The sequence below is a fragment of the Micromonospora sp. SD19 genome (assembly GCF_054462275.1).
The window spans coordinates 178,059-195,472 of record NZ_JBTLMN010000011.1 but is presented as its reverse complement, the minus strand read 5'-3'; the positions used below and the strand labels follow the sequence as shown (position 1 = coordinate 195,472).

Sequence of the window (17,414 nt, the reverse complement as noted above, 5' to 3'; positions counted from 1 at the left end):
CCATGACTGTCCCGGTTGGGTCACGGCCCGCTCATCCGCTGCACCGGCGCACGCTGCCGAACGGCCTGCGCGTGGTGCTCCTGCCCCACTGGCCGACCCCCCGGTGCGCGGTGAGCGTCCACTACGGCACCGGCTTCCGGGCCGAGTCGCCGGGCAGCGAGGGGATCGCCCACCTCGTCGAGCACCTGATGTTCCGGGGCAGCGAGAGCCTGCCGGACGGGCGGTTCTACGACGACCTGCACCCGCTCGGCGGTACGGCCAACGGCACCACGCACGCCGACTACACCGACTACTTCCAGGTGGTGCCGGCCGCGGCGCTGGAACAGGCGCTGTTCCGGGAGGCGGACCGGATGCGCGCGCCGCGGTTCACCGACGCCGAGCTGGCCAGCCAGCTCGTCGAGGTGGGCCGCGAGATCGAGAGCATGCGGGACAGTCGGCTGTACGGCAAGCTGCCGTGGCCGGGCCTGCCCGAGGTGATGTTCCGGTCGTTCGCCAACGCCCACGACGGGTACGGCGACGTGGCCAGGCTGCGGACGTTGACGGTCGACGACTGCGCCGCCTTCTTCGACGCGCACTACGTACCCGCGAACGCGGTTCTCACGATCGTGACCCCGCACCCGGCGGCGGCGGTCTGGCCGCTGGTGGAGCGGCACTTCGCGGGCGTGCCCGCCCGGCCGGCGGACCCGCCGCCGTGGATCGCCGAGCCACCGCCGGACTCCGACCGGCAGGTCCGTCAGCGGGTCCCCGACGCGACGCGGACCGCGCTGGCACTCGGCTACCGACTGCCTGATCCGCTGCGGGAGCTGCCGGACTACGTGGCGTGCATGGTGCTGGGCTGGATGACCACCCGGTGGCGGCCGCCGCGCTCCGGCGTACGCGCCAGCGCCGGCTGCGGCTTCTTCGGGCCGCTCGACGCGTTGGCACCGGATGCCTTCGTGGTGACCGCCGTGCTGCCGGACGACGTGACGCCGGACGGCTTCGTCGCCGACCTGGCGGCCGAGTGGTCGGGCCTCGGCGATCCGGCGCGGGCCGGGGCCGGAGTGCGACGGGCGGTTGCCGAACTGGCCGGGCAGCACCGCCGGCGGCATGCCCGGCTGGAGGAGCGCTGCCGCGCGCTGGGCCGCTTCGAGCTGCTGTTCGGTCGGGCGGAGCTGGTCGACGACCTGCCCCGCCTGATCGCGGACACCTCGGCTGAGCGGGTGTCCCGGGCCGCTGCGGCGCTTGCCGCCGCGCCGAGCGCGCTGCTCGTCGCCGGCCCGCACGGGGAGGATCGGCCCATCCGGCGGCCGGACTCCGCAGCGGTCGGGGCGCCGGGCCGGCGTCCGGGCCGGGCCCGGCGCACCGCCGCGCAGCTCGGTTCCAGCCCCGGCGGGCCGCGCCAGCTGCCCGAGCTGGGCGCGGCCGTCCCGCCGACGCTGACCGGGGCGCGGGAGATCAGCCTCGGCAACGGTCTGCGGGTCATCGCGATCCCCGATCGCCGGGCCGAGCTGGTGGAGCTGCGGTTGCGGCTACCGCTCGGGCCGGACGGCTGGCGTGATCCGCGGCGGGCCGCCGAGCTGCTGCGGGTCCTCGGCGCGCACACCGACGCGGCCCGGCGGGTCGCCGCCATCGGCGGTGAGGTGCAGCTGGCGCAGGACGGCCAGTGGGCCGACCTGAGCGCGTGGGCGCCGGTCGCGCAGTTGCCGGCGCTGCTGCGCGTGGTGGCCGACGTGCTGGTTCCCGGGCCGCTGCCCGAGTGGCGACCGCTGCCGCCGGCCCGGCCCGCGCCGGTCGCCCCACAGCAGCGGATGGACGAGGCGCTGCGCCGGCACTGGGCCGGTCGGACCGGGCCGGCACCGGTCGACCCGAGCGCGCTGCACCGGCGGGTGTTCCGACCGCAGCACGCCACGCTGGTCATCGTCGGCGCCGCCGACGCCGAGGTGCTCCTCGCCCCGGTCGCCGACGTCCTGGGCAGCTGGCCGGCTGGGCCCGCTGCCCGACCGGCACCGGACGACCCCGGGCCGCAGCTGCTGCTGTTGCGGGAGGCGGCCGGCGACACCGTCCATCTCACGCTCTCCGGGCGTGAGCCCGAGGTCGGGTCGGCGGAGCCCGCCCGGTATCTGACCACCGCGCTGCTGGGCGGGCACACCTCCGCCCGGCTGGCCGAGCGGTGTCGTCGCCTGGGCCACGCCGATGTCATGGTGGCGCGTCGCGACGTGCTGGCCGGGTACCGGCGGGCGTCCGTGCGGCTGGCAGTGCCGCGGGACCGGATCGACGAGGCGGTGGCGGGGGTCCGTGCGGAGGTTGCCGCGCTGATCGCCGAGCCGCCGTCGCAGGAGGAGCTGGCGGCCGTGCGCCGGTACTGCTCGGCGCAGTTGCTGTCGGCCTTCGACTCACCGGCGGGGCTGGCGGACGCGCTGCGGCACACCACGGCCTCGGGGCGCGGACTGGACTGGGTGGTGCGACGGCCCGAGCTGCTGCGTACGCCGCGACCCGTGGACGTGTCCGCCGCCGCCCGGGACCTCTTCGGCGCGCTGAGTCACACCGTCGTGCTGGGTGACCCGCCCGCCGACTTTTCGACCTATCGACTTGCCGCTGTGGAAAGTCGAGCCTAGACTTTCCATTATGGAAACAGGAGGAATCATGAACCGGATAGGCCCGCAGGAAGCGCGCCAGGCACTGGTCCAGGTCGCCGGTGGCCGCGAGATCATCGCCGACCGGGCCGTCGCGCCCTGGTGGTACCACCTGGGTATCGGCCTGTCCCTGCTGTGGGCGTTCGCGGCGGTCTCCATCGGCTGGGCGTGGATCCCGTACGGCGTGATCATCGGTCTGCTGGTCGGGCCACTGCTGTTCAACCTCGCGGCCAACCACGTCACCGGCATCTCACTGGACCGCTACCACGCGACCCCCGGCGCCCGCCGGATCAGCGTCCGCGCCGGTGCCGCGCTGCCCGCGCTGATCGTGCTCGGGCTCGCCCTCGAATGGGGTGCCGACCTGCGCGGCAGCATGGCGGTCTGCGGCGTCGTCATGCTCGTCATCACGATCGTCGCCGGCCGTCGCATCGACGCGGCGCTCGTACGTGACCTGGGCCGGCGGGCATGAGGTCCGGCTTCGACGAGGTCATCCACCCACTCAACCGACTGCAGATCTGCGCCATGCTCAGCCGCGTCGAGTCGCTGTCGTTCTCGACCATCCGCGACGCCCTGGCGGTCAGCGACTCCGTGCTCAGCAAGCAGCTCAAAGTGTTGCAGGAAGCCGGTTACGTGACAGTGCGCAAGGAGTCATTCAATTCTCGAATCCACGCTTGGGTGGCGCTCACACCGCTCGGTAGAACTGTCTTCACCGCGCACATGGCCGAGCTTCGCCGAGTCGCCGACAGCGTGGTGACCGACGACCGCCCCCGTCCGTAGCGACCCGATCGTTCGCACCGGCGGCGGCCAACCTGGAAGAGGGGGGAACAACCGTGACGCCAGCCCACTCGCCGCCCGGAGCCCACATCGCCTTCATGTCCGTGCCGCTGCACGGTCACGTGAACCCCATGCTCGGCGTGGTGGCGGAGCTCGTCGGCCGGGGGCACCGCGTCACCTTCGCCACCGCACCCGCCTTCGGTGCGCTGGTCGAGGAGGCGGGCGCCACACTGGTGCCGTACACCTCGACGTTCCCGTCGCCCGGCACCCCTGGGCGCGGATGGCTCGCCACCGACGACGACGGCCGGCAGGCCGCCGCGGTCTTCGCCCGCGAACGCGACGTCGCGCTGCCGCAGGTCGCGGCGGCGTACCAGGGCGACCGCCCGGACCTGATCGTGTACGACACTGTCACCGCCCACGCACCGCTGCTGGCGAGGCACTGGCGGGTGCCGGAGGTGCAGTTCTCACCGACCCACGTCTTCTACTCCGGCAGCGAGGAGCAGATCGGCGCCCCCGTGCGGGTCGCCCCCGACGTCAAGCCGTGCGTGGTGGCGATGCCGCGATCGTTGCAGGTCAACGCCGCGCAGGTGGACGACTCGTACCTCTTCGTCGGCCCGGTGCCGTGGCGTCGACGCACCGACGGTGACTGGACCGCCCCGCCGGGCCGCCCGGTGGCCCTGGTCTCGCTCGGCACCACGTACAACACCCGGCCCGGTGTCTTCGCCGACTGCGCGGCGGCATTGGCCGGCGACGGCTGGCACGTGGTGATCGCCACCGGCACCACAGTCGATCCGGCCGCGCTGGGCGACCTCCCGGCCGGCGTCGAGGTGCACCGCTGGGTGCCGCAGGTGCGGGTGCTGGAACAGGCCGGCGTCTTCGTGACCGCCGGCGGCACCGGAAGCGTCCTCGAAGGGCTCACCCAGGGCGTGCCGCTGGTGGTGGTCCCGCAGGGCGTCGAGCAGTTCGTGACCGCCGCCCGCGTCGAGGCCCTGGGCGTCGGCCGGGTCGTCCCGCCCCGGGCCTTCGCCGCGGAAGCCGTGCGCGACGCGGTGCGGGCCGTCACGACCAGCCCCGAAACCCGGGTACGGCTCGACGAACTGCGCGCCGAGATCGCCACCGCCGGTGGTGCCCGCGCCGCCGCCGACCACATCGAACTGCACCTGCCCCTGGCCGGGGCGACCCCTGTCGAGAAAGGACGCGCGGCATGACGAGCACTCTCACCGCACCGGATCCGGTCCGGACCGCCCCCGCGGAGCCGCCGCCCGTGGTGCGGGTAAGCGGGCTGCGGATGAGCTACGGCACCCAGCAGGTGCTGCGTGGCATCGACTTCACCATCACCCAAGGCCAGATCGTCGCCCTGCTCGGGCCCAACGGCGCCGGCAAGAGCACCACCATCGAGATCCTGGAAGGCTTCCGGCTCCGGTCCGCCGGTGAGGTCAGCGTGCTCGGCGTCGACCCCGCCCGTGGCGACGAGGCGTGGCGGGCCCGGCTCGGCATCGTCCTGCAGTCCTGGCGTGACCACGGCAAGTGGCGGGTCCGGGAGCTGCTGTCGCACTTCGGCTCCTTCTACCGGCCGTACGCGACCGACGGCGTGACCCGGCCCTGGGATGTCGACGAGCTGCTGGCCGCCGTCGGGCTGACCGAGCAGGCCGACAAGCCGATCGCCGCGCTCTCCGGCGGGCAGCGCCGCCGCCTCGACATCGCCGTCGGCATCGTCGGCCGGCCCGAGGTCCTCTTCCTGGACGAGCCCACCGTCGGCTTCGACCCGCAGGCTCGGCAGGAGTTCCACGAGTTGCTCCGAAACCTGGCCGACGCCCGGATGACGATCCTGCTGACCACCCACGACCTGCACGAGGCCGAGAAGTTGGCCGACCAGGTGCTGATCCTGGCCGGCGGTCGGATCGCCGCCCGGGGGACCGTCGCCGAGCTGGCCCGCGAGTTCGGCGGGGAGGCCGAGGTGACCTGGACCAGCGGCGGCCGGGCGCACAGCGCCCGTACCGCCGATGTCTCCGCGTTCGTGCGGCAGCTGATCCAGGATGGCGCAGAGGTCGACGACCTGCGGGTGCACCGGGCCGGTCTGGAGGAGATCTACCTGTCCATGGTGGCGGGCGAGGAGGCGAAACGATGAACGTGACGAGCAACGCCGTACGGCAGGGCCTGAGTCGTGGCGGCACCGAGCTGCGCCAGGTGCTCAGCAACGGCCAGGACCTCGGCAGCAACCTGGTGTGGCTGATCGGCCTGCTGGCACCGATCTACTTCCTGCGCGACAACATGCTCGCCGGCACCGACGTGTCGGTGGCGGCCTTCGTCCTGCCCAGCCTGCTCAGCATGTGCATCGGCTTCAACGGCCTGCTCAACCTGGCGCAGCAACTCGTCGTCGAACGCGAGGACGGCACGCTGCTGCGACTCAAGGCGCTGCCGCACGGGATGGTGTCGTACCTGATCGGCAAGGTGCTGCTGGTCGCCGGCATGGTCCTGGTCGCCTGGGTCGCGGTGCTCGGCACCGGCGCGCTGCTCGTCGACGGTCTGCACCTCGGCGAGGCCGGGCGGTGGCTCATCCTGCTCTGGCTGCTGCCGTTGGGCCTGCTGGCGATGCTGCCCCTCGGCGCGGTCTTCGGCTCGCTGATCGAGAGCCCGCGCAGCATCGGTCTGATCATGCTGCCGGTCTTCGCCCTCGCCACCATCTCCGGCATCTTCCACCCGATCGCCGGTTTCCCGACCTGGTTGCAGGTCGTCGCGCAGGTGTTCCCGCTGTACTGGCTGGGGTTGGCGGCCCGGTCCGCGCTGCTGCCGGAGAGCGCCCTCGCCGCCGAGATCGGCGAGTCGTGGCGGCACTGGGAGACGGTGGCGGTGCTCGGCGGCTGGGCGGTGCTGGGCATGCTGGCCGCGCCGGTGGTGCTGCGCCTGATGGCCCGCCGCGAGTCCGGTTCCACGATGGCCGCCCGCCGCGACCGCGCCCTGAGCCGCCGCGCGGCCTGACCCTGATCCACCCGTAGCTGTTCGATGTTCATCCGATCCCACCGAGGAGAGTGCTCATGTCCCGACTGGCCGAAGACCTTGTCCTGCTGCTGCTCGACGACGAGAGCGGGCGCAGCACCGTCGACCTCGGCCGCCGGTACCGGGCGGTCGGCAGTGCCGTGCTGCTCGACCTGGTGCGGGCCGGTCGCATCTCGATCCCCGCGTCGGACGACGCCCGGGAGGCCCGGGTGGTGGTCTCCGACGGCACCCCGACCGGCGACCCCGCCCTGGACACCGCGCTGGCGAAGCTGGGGGAGAAGCCGACCAAGGTCGGCTGGGCCGCCGAGAACCTCGGGCACGACTGCTGGAAGCCGCTGCTGGAGCTGCTCACCGCCGACGGCGCGATCCGGGTCGAGGAGAATCGCGTGCTCGGCCTGGTGAAGACCCGCAGCTTCCCGACCGCTGACGGTTCGCGGGAGCGGGAGATCCGGGCCGGGATCGACGCGGCCCTCAACGGCGCGCGGCCCGACGAGGAGACCGCCGTGCTGATCACGATCCTGCACGGCATCGGCGCGGTCCCCGGTGCCCGGGACGAGGCGACCCGGCAGCGGGCCGCCGAGATCGCCCGGACCGCCTGGGCGTCCGGCCCGCTGCGGGACGCCTTCCACGGGCTGGACACGGCACAGCTCCTGATTCTGTTCGCCGCGAGCTGACCGCCGTGTCACCCGCCGCCGACCTGGTCCTCGTCGTCGACCACCAGCTGCCGACACCCGACCGCGACTCCGGTTCGTTGCGCCTGCAACGCGTCATCGACGAGCTGCTCGCCCTCGGGCGTCAGGTCGTGTTCCTTCCGCAGAACGGGACGGCCGAGCGGCAGTACGCGGACCGGTTGCGGGCGGCCGGCGTCGGTGTCATCACCGACCGGAGGCAGCAGGTCCGGTTCCTCGCCGACCAGGGGCACCGGATCGGCCTGGCGCTGCTCTGCCGGCCCGAGCCGGCGGTGCAGATGCTGGCGCGGGTGCGCGACGCCGCGCCGGGCTGCCTCGTCGCGTACGACACGGTCGATGTGCACTTTCGTCGACTCGACCGGCAGGCGGCGCTGGCCGCCGCGCAGAACAGCCCGGACCGGTACGCGCTGCGGGCCCGAGCCGACAGCATGCGGGCGGTGGAGTTGCTGCTGACCCGGGAATGCGACGTGACGCTGGTGGTCTCCGACGAGGAGCGTCACCTGCTGCGGGAATTGGTGCCCGACGCGTGGGTCGAGGTGCTGTCGAACATCCACCGGCCGGCGCGGACCACTGCGCAGCGGGCGTCGACGCCGAGGGTGCTCTTCGTCGGCAACTATCTGCACGAGCCGAACGTCGACGCGGCCCGCTGGCTGTGTACCGAGATCATGCCGCTGGTCTGGGCCGAGATGCCGGAGGTGACGGTAGATCTGGTCGGTGACGCGGCGCCGCCGGCGGTCAGGGCCATGGCCGGTGACCGGGTCACCGTGCACGGCTGGGTGCCCGATCTGGCACCGATGTACCGGCAGGCCCGGGTGGCGGTCGCACCGCTGCGCTACGGCGCCGGCGTCAAGGGCAAGGTGGGTGAGGCGATCGAGTACGGCGTACCGGTGGTGGGCACACCGATCGCCTTCGAGGGCATGGGGCTGGTGGCTGGCGTCGACGTCCTGGGCGGGGAGACCGCCGCGGAGCTGGCCGGCGAGTTGGTCCGGTTGCTCCGCGACGACGAGCTGGCCGGACGCCTCGTCGCGACGGCCGGAGCGGGGCTGTCGGCCCGGTTCGACGCCCGGGTGGCCCGGGGGGTGCTGGACCGGTTGCTGAACCGCTCACCTGCCGGTGCCGGACCACGCCAGGCGTCGTCGCCCGGTGTCGATTCGAAATCTTCAATAGCGACTTGTCGGACTGCGTCGGTTTCGGTGGGATAGAGGGGAGCAGGCGCGACCCGCCCGGAGGTGTCCAGTCGGACCCCGTCGGGCAGGTAGCCGGGGCCAGTCATATACCGGAGTCATCACCTCCGGGCCGTGACGGGTCCCGGCCCCCGCGAGCACCTTCCCCCGGGGTTGCTCGCGGGGGCGTTCACCGCCCCCGCTCCGTACCCCGGTATGGTCCCGGCAGAATTCAGCGCGGGCCATTCGGCGGAGGCGATGCGTCGGCGTGCTCGGCGTATTCTGCTCCCTGGTCCAGCGTCGGACCGCGTCGTATTGGATTACGGAAAGGCACACGAGGTAGTCGCATGGCCACGCAGATTGCTCAGCCCGACTTCGGGCGACGGCTGCGACGCCTCCGCACCGAACGCGGAATGTCCCAACGGGACCTTGCCGTGGGTGCGGTCAACCAGTCCTACATCTCGCTGCTCGAGTCCGGCACCCGGGTGCCGACGCTGGAGGTCGTCGCCCACCTGGTCGGTGTCCTCGGCGTACCGATGGCGGCCCTGGTCGACGACGCCGCCCTGGACCCGGCGCCCGCGCCGACGCCGGGGCCGCGACCGTCCGACGACGGTGCGCGACCGCCAGTGGAGGCCGCCCGGCTCGCCCAGGAACTGGTCACCAGCAGCGCCATCGAACAGGGCGATCTGGTCCGCGCCGAGCAGGGGCTGACCAGCGCCTACCGTGCCGCCCGGGAAGCCGGCGAGGCGGCGTCGATGCTGAGCCACGGCCTGGCCCTGGAACGAATCCTGGAGCAGCGCAACGACCGGGTCGCCCGACACGCGCTGCTTGAGGAACTCGTCGAGGTCGCCGAGAAGACCGGCGTCCCGGAGGCGCTCGTGCGCGCCCGCATCGCGCTGATCGGGGCGGCCCGTGACGTGGGCCGCCTCGACGAGGCCTTCACCCACATCGAGCTCGCCGAGCAGGAGATCACCAGCACCGCGTTCGTCCGTGGCAGCGAGCACATTCGCCTGTACGCGGTGCACATCTCGGTGCTGAGCGACGCCGGCGGCGGGGCCGAGGTGATCCGGATCGTCGAGCGGATGATGGCGATGGCGCTGGAGCTGGACAGCCCCGCCATCACCGGTCGCGCGCACTGGGTGGCGAGCATCGCGATGGCCCGGATGGGCGAGGTCGAGCGGTCGCTGGAGCACCTGCGCTCGGCACGGGAGATGCTGGCCAACCCCACCACCTCGCTGCGCGACTGGGCGCGGTTCGCCGCCGCGGCGGTGTCCGCGCTGATGGACGCCGAAGCCGACCTGTCGGAGATCACCGCGCACATGGTCGCCGCCCGCGCCGCCATGTCCGCCGCCGATCTCGCCACCTCACCGTCCGCCGCCGCCAGCCTGGAGGTCCGGTACGCGGTGGCTGTCGGCGAACCGGAGCGGGCGCTGGAGATCGCCAGCACCGTCGACGAGGCCGACCTGTCGGCCATCGAGCGGGTGCGTTTCGTCCTGGCGGTCGGCCGGGCCCAGCGCCGCTGCGGGCGGTCCGAGGAGGCCGCCGGCTCGTTGCGCCGGGCGGCTCAGCTCGCCGAGGCGGCTTCGGCGTACCGGCGGGCGGTCCAGATCTGGCGTGAGGTGGATGACGCCCCGGCGTCCTGAGCCGGGTCCGTGAACAAGCGGTGGGCACATGAAGAAGCCCTCCAGCACCGTCAGGTGATGGAGGGCGCGAAGCCGGCCGCGGCTCCCTCGCTGCCGCGACCGGCTGATCGAGCGTCGTCGTTCACCAGGGCCAGTCGGCCGACGCCGGGGCCGCGAGCTCCGGCGCGTCGGCGACCGCGACGACGCCGGTCTGAGACGTGTCGGTAGCGGCCTCGTCGGTGGCCTCCGAGCCGGCGAGCGCGATCGCGGCGAACGCGATCGCCGGCATCACCAGGCGGCGAACGAGGCGGGAGTCGTCAGTGGCGGCGGCTGCGGTGTGCTTCGTCATGCCTCTATGTCTAGTGGCTCGCGTCGCGCCGGTGGAGTCTGGTTCGAATTTTTTGGAGCCAGGCTGATCGGGGGTGGCGTAAGGCAGCCGGCTGCCCTTAAAATCGCGCGCCGCCCCGCCTGCGGCTGGGCTGCTCTTTCAAGAGTTCGATATGGCGTTGCCCGCCCCGTCACCCGATGGCTGAGATTGCTTCGGCGAGAGCACGGCAATGTGATCGGTAACCTGCCGCATCATTTCCGCCGCGCCGCTTCCCGAACCATCGATCGGTATTCGGAGGCAATTCATGTCCCTGTCAGGAAAAGTCCGCCGGGTGGTCACCGCGACCGTACTGATGACTGCCGCCGCGGTCTCCGTCGCCGCGCCCGCGCTCGCCCGCCCGTCCGCCACCACGTCCGTGCTGCCGCTGGCGTGGCAGGTGACCTATGACGGTGCCACGGCGAGCGGCACCCAGACCGTCCAGCAGGACCCGCTGGGCGTCGGCCAGAAGCGTACGGTCAAGGGCATCATCACGACCGGCACCGCCACCGGCTGCTTCCACGTGCAGATCCAGCACGGCGGCACCACCTGGGAGTCGCCGGTGACGTGCGCCGGCGAGAGCCCGCAGTCGTTCGTCACGACCTTCCAGACCTTCCTGATCGGTCGGCCCTCCGCCACCGCCCGGCTGTGCGCGGGCACCGCCTGCGGCGCTTCGACGACGCTCTGGTGACCAGTGCCGGGTGCGCCGCCGCGGCCCGCAGGTCGAGGTCGGGTGTGGGCGGCACCGACAAGCGGTAATCACGAGGACCTCCGGTCGAGGTGGACCTGCCACCTGCGACGGAGGTCCTCGTCGTCGTGCGGGACGACCGACCGCCAACGGCGACCCTCGTCCGATCCAGTCATCGAGTATGACTCACTCTCCTGTAGCGCATGACTCTGATGGAGTCACCACAAGTTGGCTGTGTACTTCCTGAAAGCTGCTCTGACCGGGCACGATGCGGCTGGGACTTCCGCCGGACGGTATTGACCGGCATGACGAAAGTCATTACTCTGATGACTGCCTGGTGATGACAAGCCAAGCGGAGCCAGACGATATTCGGGGGTATCAGGTGAACGAGCGCGAACTACAGGCCTTCGTCGCGGTGGCCGAGCACGGACGGATGGACATGGCGGCCCGGGCCCTGGGCTACTCGCAGCCCGCAGTGAGTTACCAGATCAAGTGCCTGGAGATGACCCTCGGCACGAAGCTGTTCGTCCGTACTTCCGCCGGCGTCACGCTGACCCGCTCCGGCGCGTTGATGCTGCCGTCCGTCCAGGCCGTCCTCACGCTCATGCGCGGCATCAAGGCCACAACCGCCGATCTGGCGCTCGCCGGTTGACGTTCCCTCCCGAACCCCGGGGCCTCGGACCTGCCGAGAACCCGGGGTTCGTTCGCGTCCACGTACTCCTCGCCGTCCGTGGCAACCACCGAGGTCGCGCGGCTGATCGGCTTAGGATGACGGCATGGGCGCTGAGGTCGACGTCGTCATCATCGGCGGCGGCCTGGCCGGCCTCGCCGCCGCCCGCCGACTGCACCGCGCCGGCGTGCCCTGGCGGCTGGTGGAGGCCAGCGGCCGACTCGGCGGCCGAGTCGCCACCGACGTGATCGACGGTCACCTCATCGACCGGGGTTTCCAGGTGCTCAACACCGCCTACCACCGGCTCGGCACGCTGCTCGACACCGGCCAGCTCAACCTCGGCTACTTCACCTCCGGTGTGCTGGTCCGCAAGGGCGACAACCTGCTGCGGCTGGTCAACCCAGTGCGCGAACCGACAGGCGGGCCCGGCACCGCGCTCGCCGGGGTCGGCTCGCTGCTCGACCGGCTGCGCTTCGCCGCGCTCGCCACCGGCTGCGCCACCCTGCCCACGTCCCGGCTGCTCGCCGCGCCGGAGACCAGCACCGAGACGGCGTTACGCCGCGCCGGCCTCTCCGACGCCTTCATCGAGGAACTGCTGCGACCGTTCCTCTCCGGTGTCTTCATCGACCGGGAGCTGTCCACCTCCAGCCGCGTACTGGCGATGGTGCTGCGCTCCTTCGCCCGCGGCCGGATCGGCCTGCCCGCCGAAGGGATGGCCGCGCTGCCACTGGCCATCGCCGCGCCGCTACCCGCCGACCTGCTCGACCTGGACACCCCCGTCGCGGAGGTCGCTCCGGGCCGGGTCCGCACCCAGGCCGGCGACATCCGCTGCCGGGCCGTCGTGGTCGCCGTCGACCCACCCGCCGCGTCCGCGCTGCTGCCGACCCTGGCGACGGTACGCATGCACAGCTACACCACCTACTACCACAGCGCGCCCGAGCCGCCCCTCACCGAGCCGATCCTGCTCGTCGACGGCGGCCGGCGCGAACTCGTCGCCAACACCGTGGTGCTCAGCAACGCCGCCCCCACATACGCGCCGACCGGACGACACCTGATCGCCACCTCGGTGGTCGGCCCGACGGCCCCACCCGAGCCGACCATCCGGGCCGAGCTGACCCGGCTGTACGGCCGCTCCACCGCCGACTGGACCCACCTCACCACCGTCGCCGTCCCCGAGGCGCTACCCGCCGCACCACCACCGCAGGGCCAACTGCGCAAGCCGGTGGCGTTGGGGGAGGGCCTGTTCGTGGCCGGTGACCACCGGGACAGCCCATCGATCCAGGGCGCTCTCACCAGCGGCTGGCGCGCCGCCGGCGCGGTGCTGGACGAGCTGCGTGCCGGCTGACAGGCGTACCTGAGCACGCTGTTATATTCCTGTTGCCCATCGTGCTGGCGCAGGCGTGGGCGCCGGCCGGCGCGGTGCTGGCTGCTGACCGCCGAGCGGGATAAGATCCGGCGCGGTGTTCGGGGCGGTAGCTCAGCCGGTTAGAGCAGGGGACTCATAATCCCTCGGTCGCGGGTTCGAGTCCCGCCCGCCCCACCAGCCGTCCCCCCGGTCAGCCATGCTGCCGACGACCCGGACAACGACCGTCAGTGCCGGCCTTCAGGTCTCGCCAGGAGCGTGCCCGCGATCCCCCCGGTGGCCCGGAGAACGATTTGCTGGGCTGCCTGCGCGGGCGTGAGGTGCGTGGTGTCAACGACCTCGGCTTCGGCATGCAGCCAGGTGCGGGCCGCCTCGGCGTAGGGCGCAAGGTATTTGAGACGGAACGGGGAGGGGACGGGGTGTTCCCCCTCGATACGCCTGCGGAGGGTGTCCTGGTCGGCGTGGAGGACGAAGTGCCTCACCGGTATGGCGTGCTGGGCGAGGCCTCCGCTGATCTCGCGCCAGTACTGCTCCACCAGGACGGTCATGGGCATCACCAGAGTGCCGCCGGTGTAGTCGAGCACGCGGTGGGCGGTCTCGACGACGAGCTGCCGCCACGGCGGCCAGTGCTGGAAGTTGTCCGTCTCGGGCAGCCCCGGCGTGATGTCCATGAGTGTCTCGCCGACCTTCTCGGCGTCGAACACCCGTGAATTCGGGACCAGTTGTTGCACGAGCGCGCTGGTCGTCGTCTTGCCCGCGCCGTGGGTGCCGTTGATCCATACGATCACGGCGCACCCTAACGCGCATGAGCAACCGGGCGGCGTTATGGACGCGATCCTGAGTCGGGACGATTCCCGAGTTCGGACAGAAAGGCGCGAACGGCGGCGGCGAACTCTGCCTGAGCGTCGTGATGCACCACGTGACCGGCGGGCAGCTCGGCAAGACGAGCCTGGCCGGCGCGACGGGCGATCATCTCGCGAGCGTGGTCCGCCGCCAGTTCATCGCTGCGCGTACCACGGATCAGGAGAGTAGGGCAGCTCACCGAAACCCAGTCCTTCCAGTGGTCACCGCTGAGTGCCTGCTGGGACGCGACCGTGTCGCCGATGTCGAATGAGAAGCCCCATCCGTCCGTGAACTGGCGGAAGGAACACTCCAGGTAGGGCGCCGCCGCGCCCAGTGCCGAGGTCAGCGCATCGCGCGACGGCGCGTGGCGGGGGAGGCTGGTCGTGAACGACCAGTCAACGTCCACGTCCGCGCCGATGTCCTCGACGATCAGCGCGGTGACCCGGTCCGCGTACCGCCCGGCGTACTGGTAGGCGTTGACTCCGCCAAGTGAGTGGCCCAGCACCGCCACGGGGCCGACCTGCAGGTGCCGGTGGAACGCGGCGAGGTCGGCGACATAATCGTCACGCGCATAGCTCTCGGCACGGTCCGACGCTCCGTGCCCGCGCTGATCGAGCGCGATCACCCGCCACTGCGGTGCCAACGCCTCAGCCAGCGGCGCGAATGCCGACGCCTCGTTGTAGTGCCCGTGAAGAGCCAGGAAGGGAGCACCCGGGCCACCGAAGTCCAGATAGGAAAGAGTCCGACTCCCAACGGTGAAGAACCTACGCATGACCTGGGATGTTAGACCCGTGGTTCCCCGCGCGTCGGGAGCGGTGTGGGGGTCCGAGTCCCGCCCGCCCCACCACGGAATCGCCCAGACCAGTCGACCCTCCAGCGTCAGCGCGTCCGGTTGACGGAGGAGACCCTCGGGTCCACGGAGTAGCCGCGGACGACGTCGGCGGCGTCGCCAGCGGTGGCACCGGGATCGAACAGCACCTCCAGGCACGGTACCTGCGGCCCTTCGGACCCGAAGCCTGCTACCACGCCGTCGGGGTCGAAGCGGTGGCTCTCGCGCACCAGTTCGTCAGCGGATTCCCCCTGCCGCACGCACACCACCGCCTCGGGCTGACCACCACCCCAGGCCAGTGCCGGAGCTGACACGCCGACGGTGAGCACCACTGCCGACCCCACGCCGATCACTGTCATCCGGCCAAGCCCCGGCCGGCTGGTCGGCGAGACCACCGCCACCAGTGCGGACAGCACGTACACCCAGAGCGCCCGCTTGTCGGCCGAGTCGTGCAGACCCAACGCGACGACGCCGGCTCCGACGGTCTGTGCGGCCAGGCTGACCAGCCGGAACCTCGGCGAGTCGACCAGCGCCGCCGGTATCGCGGCAAGCGCACCAAGCAGCAGGAGAAGCACGACAAGCCCGTACGCACTCCATTCACGGCGCGCGTCCAGGGCGAGCAACACCAGTGCCACCACGTGTCCGCAGACGACAAGCGGGGGGCGGAGGTACGCCAGCAACCGTGCGACCATCGGACGACCATACGTGATGTGACCCACTGTGACAGGGATTCGCATCCAGTTCGCGGGCCGTCGACGGACGGTGGGGGAGCGATGTGAGACGAGAACCAGCAGACCTGGCCCACGGCACCCGCGACGACCTGATCCACCGCCTGGCTGAGGCGGTCGGGTCCGTGACCGTCGCGCACCCGACGCGGGTCGCCGTCGACGGACCACCCGCCGCTGGTAAGACCACCCTCGCCGACGAACTGGCCGTCGTCCTGCGCGACCAGGGCCGCGACGTCATCCGCGCCTCGATCGACGATTTCCTCTTCCCCCGAGCACAACGCTATCCGCGCGGCGAGTACTCGGCCGAAGGCTGCTACCACGACACCCACGACAACGACGCGCTGAAAAGGGTCCTGCTCGACCCGCTCGGGCCGGGCGGAGATCGGCGCTTCCAACACGCGGTCTACGACCGCGCCGCGGACGCTGTGCTGTCCCCGCCGGTCACGACCGCCCCACCCGACGCCGTGCTCGTCTTCGACGGCGTCTTCCTCCTGCGCGCGGAGTTGGTCGATCGGTGGGACCTGCGCATCTTCGTGTCCACGGCACTGGAGAAGACAGTGGATCGTGCCGTCATCCGGGAGCGGCTGGTGTCACCTCGGGCCGACGTCGAACGACGCTGGCGCGAGCGTTACATCCCTTCTCAGCAGCTCTACTTCGCTACGGCCTGCCCGACCCAGCACGCCGACATCGTCGTGCACAACGACGAGCCGCAGCGACCGGTCTGGGAGACCGCCCGCCGAGAAGATCCGTTCACCGAAACCCCGGGCGGCCGGTGAGGGAGTCGCGGCTACGAGTGATCCGAGGCCGGGTGCTCCACGTAGTCGCCAAACGGCTCGACGGACCCATCCCACCCGTTCCCACCTCGCTGGGTCACCTGCCCGTCCGCGTAGGTGTACGACCAGCGGGCCCCGTCCTCACCCTCGATCTCCACGGTGCCCTCGCTAACGAACGGTGCAATCGCGACGTAGAAGGCGGTTGCCCGGTCCGACCACTTGGGATCGCCCTCGTCGTCGTGCCCGAACTCGATCCAGTCCCCGTCGCGGACGATGGAGGCGCGGGCCGCCTCCGCGAGGTCGACCAGCGTGCCATCGGACGGAAACCCGTCCGGCCCGTACCAGTCACCTCGTTCAGCCAGCGCGGCCTGGACGGCGATGGCCGCGGCGGCGTCCTCCGACTCCGGGAGGTGCAGACGGCCTGACGGTGACACTGTGTATCCCACGGCGGGCACCCTACAACGGTCGATGCACACCACGCCGCAGGCGTTCGCTGCCGTCGATGCGACCGACGCGCGCCACCGTCACCACCCCCGGAGCAATTCACGCGGTGGCGCACGGCTTCACTTCAGCACGCGGTAGGTCACGTGCAGCACCGAACTCGCCGCCCGCGCCGTCACCTGTTCGAGGTTCAGTGGCGGAACACCCTCGAACAGCCGTACGCCGGTGCCGAGGGTGAGCGGCGCGATGTGCAGCCGCAGCTCGTCGACCAGACCGGCGGCGAGGTACTGGTTGATGGTGGTCGAGCCGCCGTGGATCAGGACGTCGCCGTCGCCGGCCGCCGCGCGCGCCTGCGCGAGCGCCGACTCGATCCCGTCCGTGACGAAGTGGAAGGTGGTGCCGCCCTCCATCGGCTGCGGCTCACGCGCGTGATGGGTGAGCACGAACACCGGCTTGTGGAACGGCGGATCGTCACCCCACCAGCCGTTCCACTGCCGGTCCCACGCGCCGCGCACCGGGCCGAACATGTTGCGCCCCATGATGACCGCTGAGGCGGCTCTGGTCTGGTCGAGTTCGGCCCGGTTCTCGTCGGCGGCGTCGAACATCCAGGAGTGCAGCCCCGCGCCCCAGCCGTCACCGCCGTCGTCGCCGAACGGGCGTTCCTCGGTCTGGTTGTGACCGGCCGAGTACCCGTCGGCGGAGATGGTCTGGTCGGCGATCACCTTGCCGCTGCGTGTGGTCACTGCGCTCTCCATCGACGACTCAGGGGCGAGTGGTCAGCCTACGACGCGTGGGCCGAGTGCTGCCGGGCTCGACAGCGGATCGTGTCCAGTGCGCGACGAACAGACCGAGCTCGCT

Annotated in this window: 19 protein-coding genes and 1 tRNA gene; 14 read left to right on the top strand and 6 right to left on the bottom strand. The window is 71.6% G+C overall.

Annotated features, from left to right (window positions below; translation table 11 throughout):
- The first annotated feature begins 2 nt into the window (after positions 1-2).
- From ACX27O_RS28640 to ACX27O_RS28600, 9 genes are all read left to right on the top strand, one after another.
- Positions 3-2,594 carry a M16 family metallopeptidase gene (locus tag ACX27O_RS28640; RefSeq protein WP_358129538.1) on the top strand — a complete coding sequence of 864 codons (2,592 nt, stop codon included), beginning with the start codon at positions 3-5 and terminating at the stop codon, positions 2,592-2,594.
- A gap of 10 nt (positions 2,595-2,604) precedes the next feature.
- Positions 2,605-3,081 carry a hypothetical protein gene (locus ACX27O_RS28635; protein WP_156057406.1) on the top strand — a complete coding sequence of 159 codons (477 nt, stop codon included), beginning with the start codon at positions 2,605-2,607 and terminating at the stop codon, positions 3,079-3,081.
- Complete coding sequence (locus ACX27O_RS28630) at positions 3,078-3,389, top strand: transcriptional regulator (RefSeq protein WP_030330380.1); 312 nt, start codon at positions 3,078-3,080, stop codon at positions 3,387-3,389. The genes ACX27O_RS28635 and ACX27O_RS28630 overlap by 4 nt, the downstream gene beginning before the upstream one ends.
- A 53-nt stretch (positions 3,390-3,442) precedes the next feature.
- Positions 3,443-4,594 carry a nucleotide disphospho-sugar-binding domain-containing protein gene (locus ACX27O_RS28625; protein WP_458940396.1) on the top strand — a complete coding sequence of 384 codons (1,152 nt, stop codon included), beginning with the start codon at positions 3,443-3,445 and terminating at the stop codon, positions 4,592-4,594.
- Positions 4,591-5,514: an ABC transporter ATP-binding protein gene (locus tag ACX27O_RS28620; RefSeq protein ID WP_358129533.1), complete on the top strand. Its 924-nt coding sequence runs from the start codon at positions 4,591-4,593 to the stop codon at positions 5,512-5,514. Before ACX27O_RS28625 ends, ACX27O_RS28620 begins: the two co-directional genes overlap by 4 nt.
- Complete coding sequence (locus tag ACX27O_RS28615; RefSeq protein WP_458940395.1) at positions 5,511-6,365, top strand: ABC transporter permease; 855 nt, start codon at positions 5,511-5,513, stop codon at positions 6,363-6,365. The genes ACX27O_RS28620 and ACX27O_RS28615 overlap by 4 nt, the downstream gene beginning before the upstream one ends.
- A gap of 56 nt (positions 6,366-6,421) precedes the next feature.
- Positions 6,422-7,057, top strand: a complete 636-nt coding sequence (locus ACX27O_RS28610) for a GOLPH3/VPS74 family protein (protein WP_210865400.1) — start codon at positions 6,422-6,424, stop codon at positions 7,055-7,057.
- 5 nt (positions 7,058-7,062) lie between these two features.
- Positions 7,063-8,274: a glycosyltransferase gene (locus ACX27O_RS28605; protein ID WP_458940394.1), complete on the top strand. Its 1,212-nt coding sequence runs from the start codon at positions 7,063-7,065 to the stop codon at positions 8,272-8,274.
- A gap of 308 nt (positions 8,275-8,582) precedes the next feature.
- On the top strand, positions 8,583-9,878 hold the full coding sequence (locus tag ACX27O_RS28600) for a helix-turn-helix domain-containing protein (RefSeq protein WP_081883761.1): 1,296 nt from the start codon (positions 8,583-8,585) through the stop codon (positions 9,876-9,878).
- Between the two features lie 121 nt (positions 9,879-9,999).
- Here the strand turns inward: ACX27O_RS28600 and ACX27O_RS28595 are convergent, their stop codons facing one another.
- Positions 10,000-10,206: a hypothetical protein gene (locus tag ACX27O_RS28595; protein ID WP_030330373.1), complete on the bottom strand. Its 207-nt coding sequence runs from the start codon at positions 10,204-10,206 to the stop codon at positions 10,000-10,002.
- 283 nt (positions 10,207-10,489) lie between these two features.
- Between ACX27O_RS28595 and ACX27O_RS28590 the strand changes: the two genes are divergently transcribed.
- The 4 genes from ACX27O_RS28590 to ACX27O_RS28575 all read left to right on the top strand — a co-directional run bounded on the left by ACX27O_RS28590 (position 10,490) and on the right by ACX27O_RS28575 (position 13,122).
- Positions 10,490-10,912: a hypothetical protein gene (locus ACX27O_RS28590; RefSeq protein WP_458940393.1), complete on the top strand. Its 423-nt coding sequence runs from the start codon at positions 10,490-10,492 to the stop codon at positions 10,910-10,912.
- Between the two features lie 379 nt (positions 10,913-11,291).
- Positions 11,292-11,561 (top strand): LysR family transcriptional regulator, encoded by a 270-nt coding sequence (locus ACX27O_RS28585; protein WP_030330371.1) that lies wholly within the window; start codon positions 11,292-11,294, stop codon positions 11,559-11,561.
- A 124-nt stretch (positions 11,562-11,685) separates the two neighbouring features.
- Positions 11,686-12,924, top strand: coding sequence for an FAD-dependent oxidoreductase (locus tag ACX27O_RS28580; protein ID WP_458940392.1), 1,239 nt, complete (start codon positions 11,686-11,688; stop codon positions 12,922-12,924).
- 121 nt (positions 12,925-13,045) lie between these two features.
- Positions 13,046-13,122 (top strand) — tRNA-Ile (locus ACX27O_RS28575).
- Between the two features lie 47 nt (positions 13,123-13,169).
- Here the strand turns inward: ACX27O_RS28575 and ACX27O_RS28570 are convergent.
- From ACX27O_RS28570 to ACX27O_RS28560, 3 genes are all read right to left on the bottom strand, one after another.
- Entirely contained in the window at positions 13,170-13,730 is a 561-nt protein-coding gene (locus ACX27O_RS28570; protein WP_458940391.1) for an AAA family ATPase, read from the bottom strand.
- Positions 13,731-13,765: 35 nt separating this feature from the next.
- Positions 13,766-14,557, bottom strand: a complete 792-nt coding sequence (locus ACX27O_RS28565) for an alpha/beta fold hydrolase (protein WP_458940390.1) — start codon at positions 14,555-14,557, stop codon at positions 13,766-13,768.
- A gap of 107 nt (positions 14,558-14,664) precedes the next feature.
- The gene (locus ACX27O_RS28560) at positions 14,665-15,306 is read right to left on the bottom strand and encodes a hypothetical protein (RefSeq protein ID WP_458940389.1); all 642 of its coding nucleotides are present in this window, start codon (positions 15,304-15,306) and stop codon (positions 14,665-14,667) included.
- A 104-nt stretch (positions 15,307-15,410) separates the two neighbouring features.
- On the opposite strand from ACX27O_RS28560, the gene ACX27O_RS28555 reads away from it, so the two are divergent.
- Positions 15,411-16,118, top strand: coding sequence for a nucleoside/nucleotide kinase family protein (locus ACX27O_RS28555; protein WP_358134564.1), 708 nt, complete (start codon positions 15,411-15,413; stop codon positions 16,116-16,118).
- Positions 16,119-16,129: 11 nt separating this feature from the next.
- On the opposite strand, the gene ACX27O_RS28550 is transcribed toward ACX27O_RS28555, so the two are convergent.
- Entirely contained in the window at positions 16,130-16,561 is a 432-nt protein-coding gene (locus tag ACX27O_RS28550) for a hypothetical protein (protein ID WP_458940388.1), read from the bottom strand.
- A 117-nt stretch (positions 16,562-16,678) separates the two neighbouring features.
- A complete protein-coding gene (locus ACX27O_RS28545) occupies positions 16,679-17,299 on the bottom strand; it encodes a dihydrofolate reductase family protein (RefSeq protein WP_357636737.1) in 621 nt (206 codons plus the stop codon).
- Positions 17,300-17,414 lie beyond the last annotated feature (115 nt).

Bases quoted from the DNA above. Each gene is read 5' to 3' on its own strand.
- ACX27O_RS28600 (WP_081883761.1), top strand. From the start codon at position 8,583: ATGGCCACGCAGATTGCTCAGCCCGACTTCGGGCGACGGCTGCGACGC.
- ACX27O_RS28590 (WP_458940393.1), top strand. From the start codon at position 10,490: ATGTCCCTGTCAGGAAAAGTCCGCCGGGTGGTCACCGCGACCGTACTG.
- ACX27O_RS28565 (WP_458940390.1), bottom strand. From the start codon at position 14,557: ATGCGTAGGTTCTTCACCGTTGGGAGTCGGACTCTTTCCTATCTGGAC.
- ACX27O_RS28620 (WP_358129533.1), top strand. From the start codon at position 4,591: ATGACGAGCACTCTCACCGCACCGGATCCGGTCCGGACCGCCCCCGCG.
- ACX27O_RS28580 (WP_458940392.1), top strand. From the start codon at position 11,686: ATGGGCGCTGAGGTCGACGTCGTCATCATCGGCGGCGGCCTGGCCGGC.
- ACX27O_RS28560 (WP_458940389.1), bottom strand. From the start codon at position 15,306: ATGGTCGCACGGTTGCTGGCGTACCTCCGCCCCCCGCTTGTCGTCTGC.
- ACX27O_RS28640 (WP_358129538.1), top strand. From the start codon at position 3: ATGACTGTCCCGGTTGGGTCACGGCCCGCTCATCCGCTGCACCGGCGC.
- ACX27O_RS28595 (WP_030330373.1), bottom strand. From the start codon at position 10,206: ATGACGAAGCACACCGCAGCCGCCGCCACTGACGACTCCCGCCTCGTT.
- ACX27O_RS28610 (WP_210865400.1), top strand. From the start codon at position 6,422: ATGTCCCGACTGGCCGAAGACCTTGTCCTGCTGCTGCTCGACGACGAG.
- ACX27O_RS28630 (WP_030330380.1), top strand. From the start codon at position 3,078: ATGAGGTCCGGCTTCGACGAGGTCATCCACCCACTCAACCGACTGCAG.
- ACX27O_RS28635 (WP_156057406.1), top strand. From the start codon at position 2,605: ATGGAAACAGGAGGAATCATGAACCGGATAGGCCCGCAGGAAGCGCGC.
- ACX27O_RS28615 (WP_458940395.1), top strand. From the start codon at position 5,511: ATGAACGTGACGAGCAACGCCGTACGGCAGGGCCTGAGTCGTGGCGGC.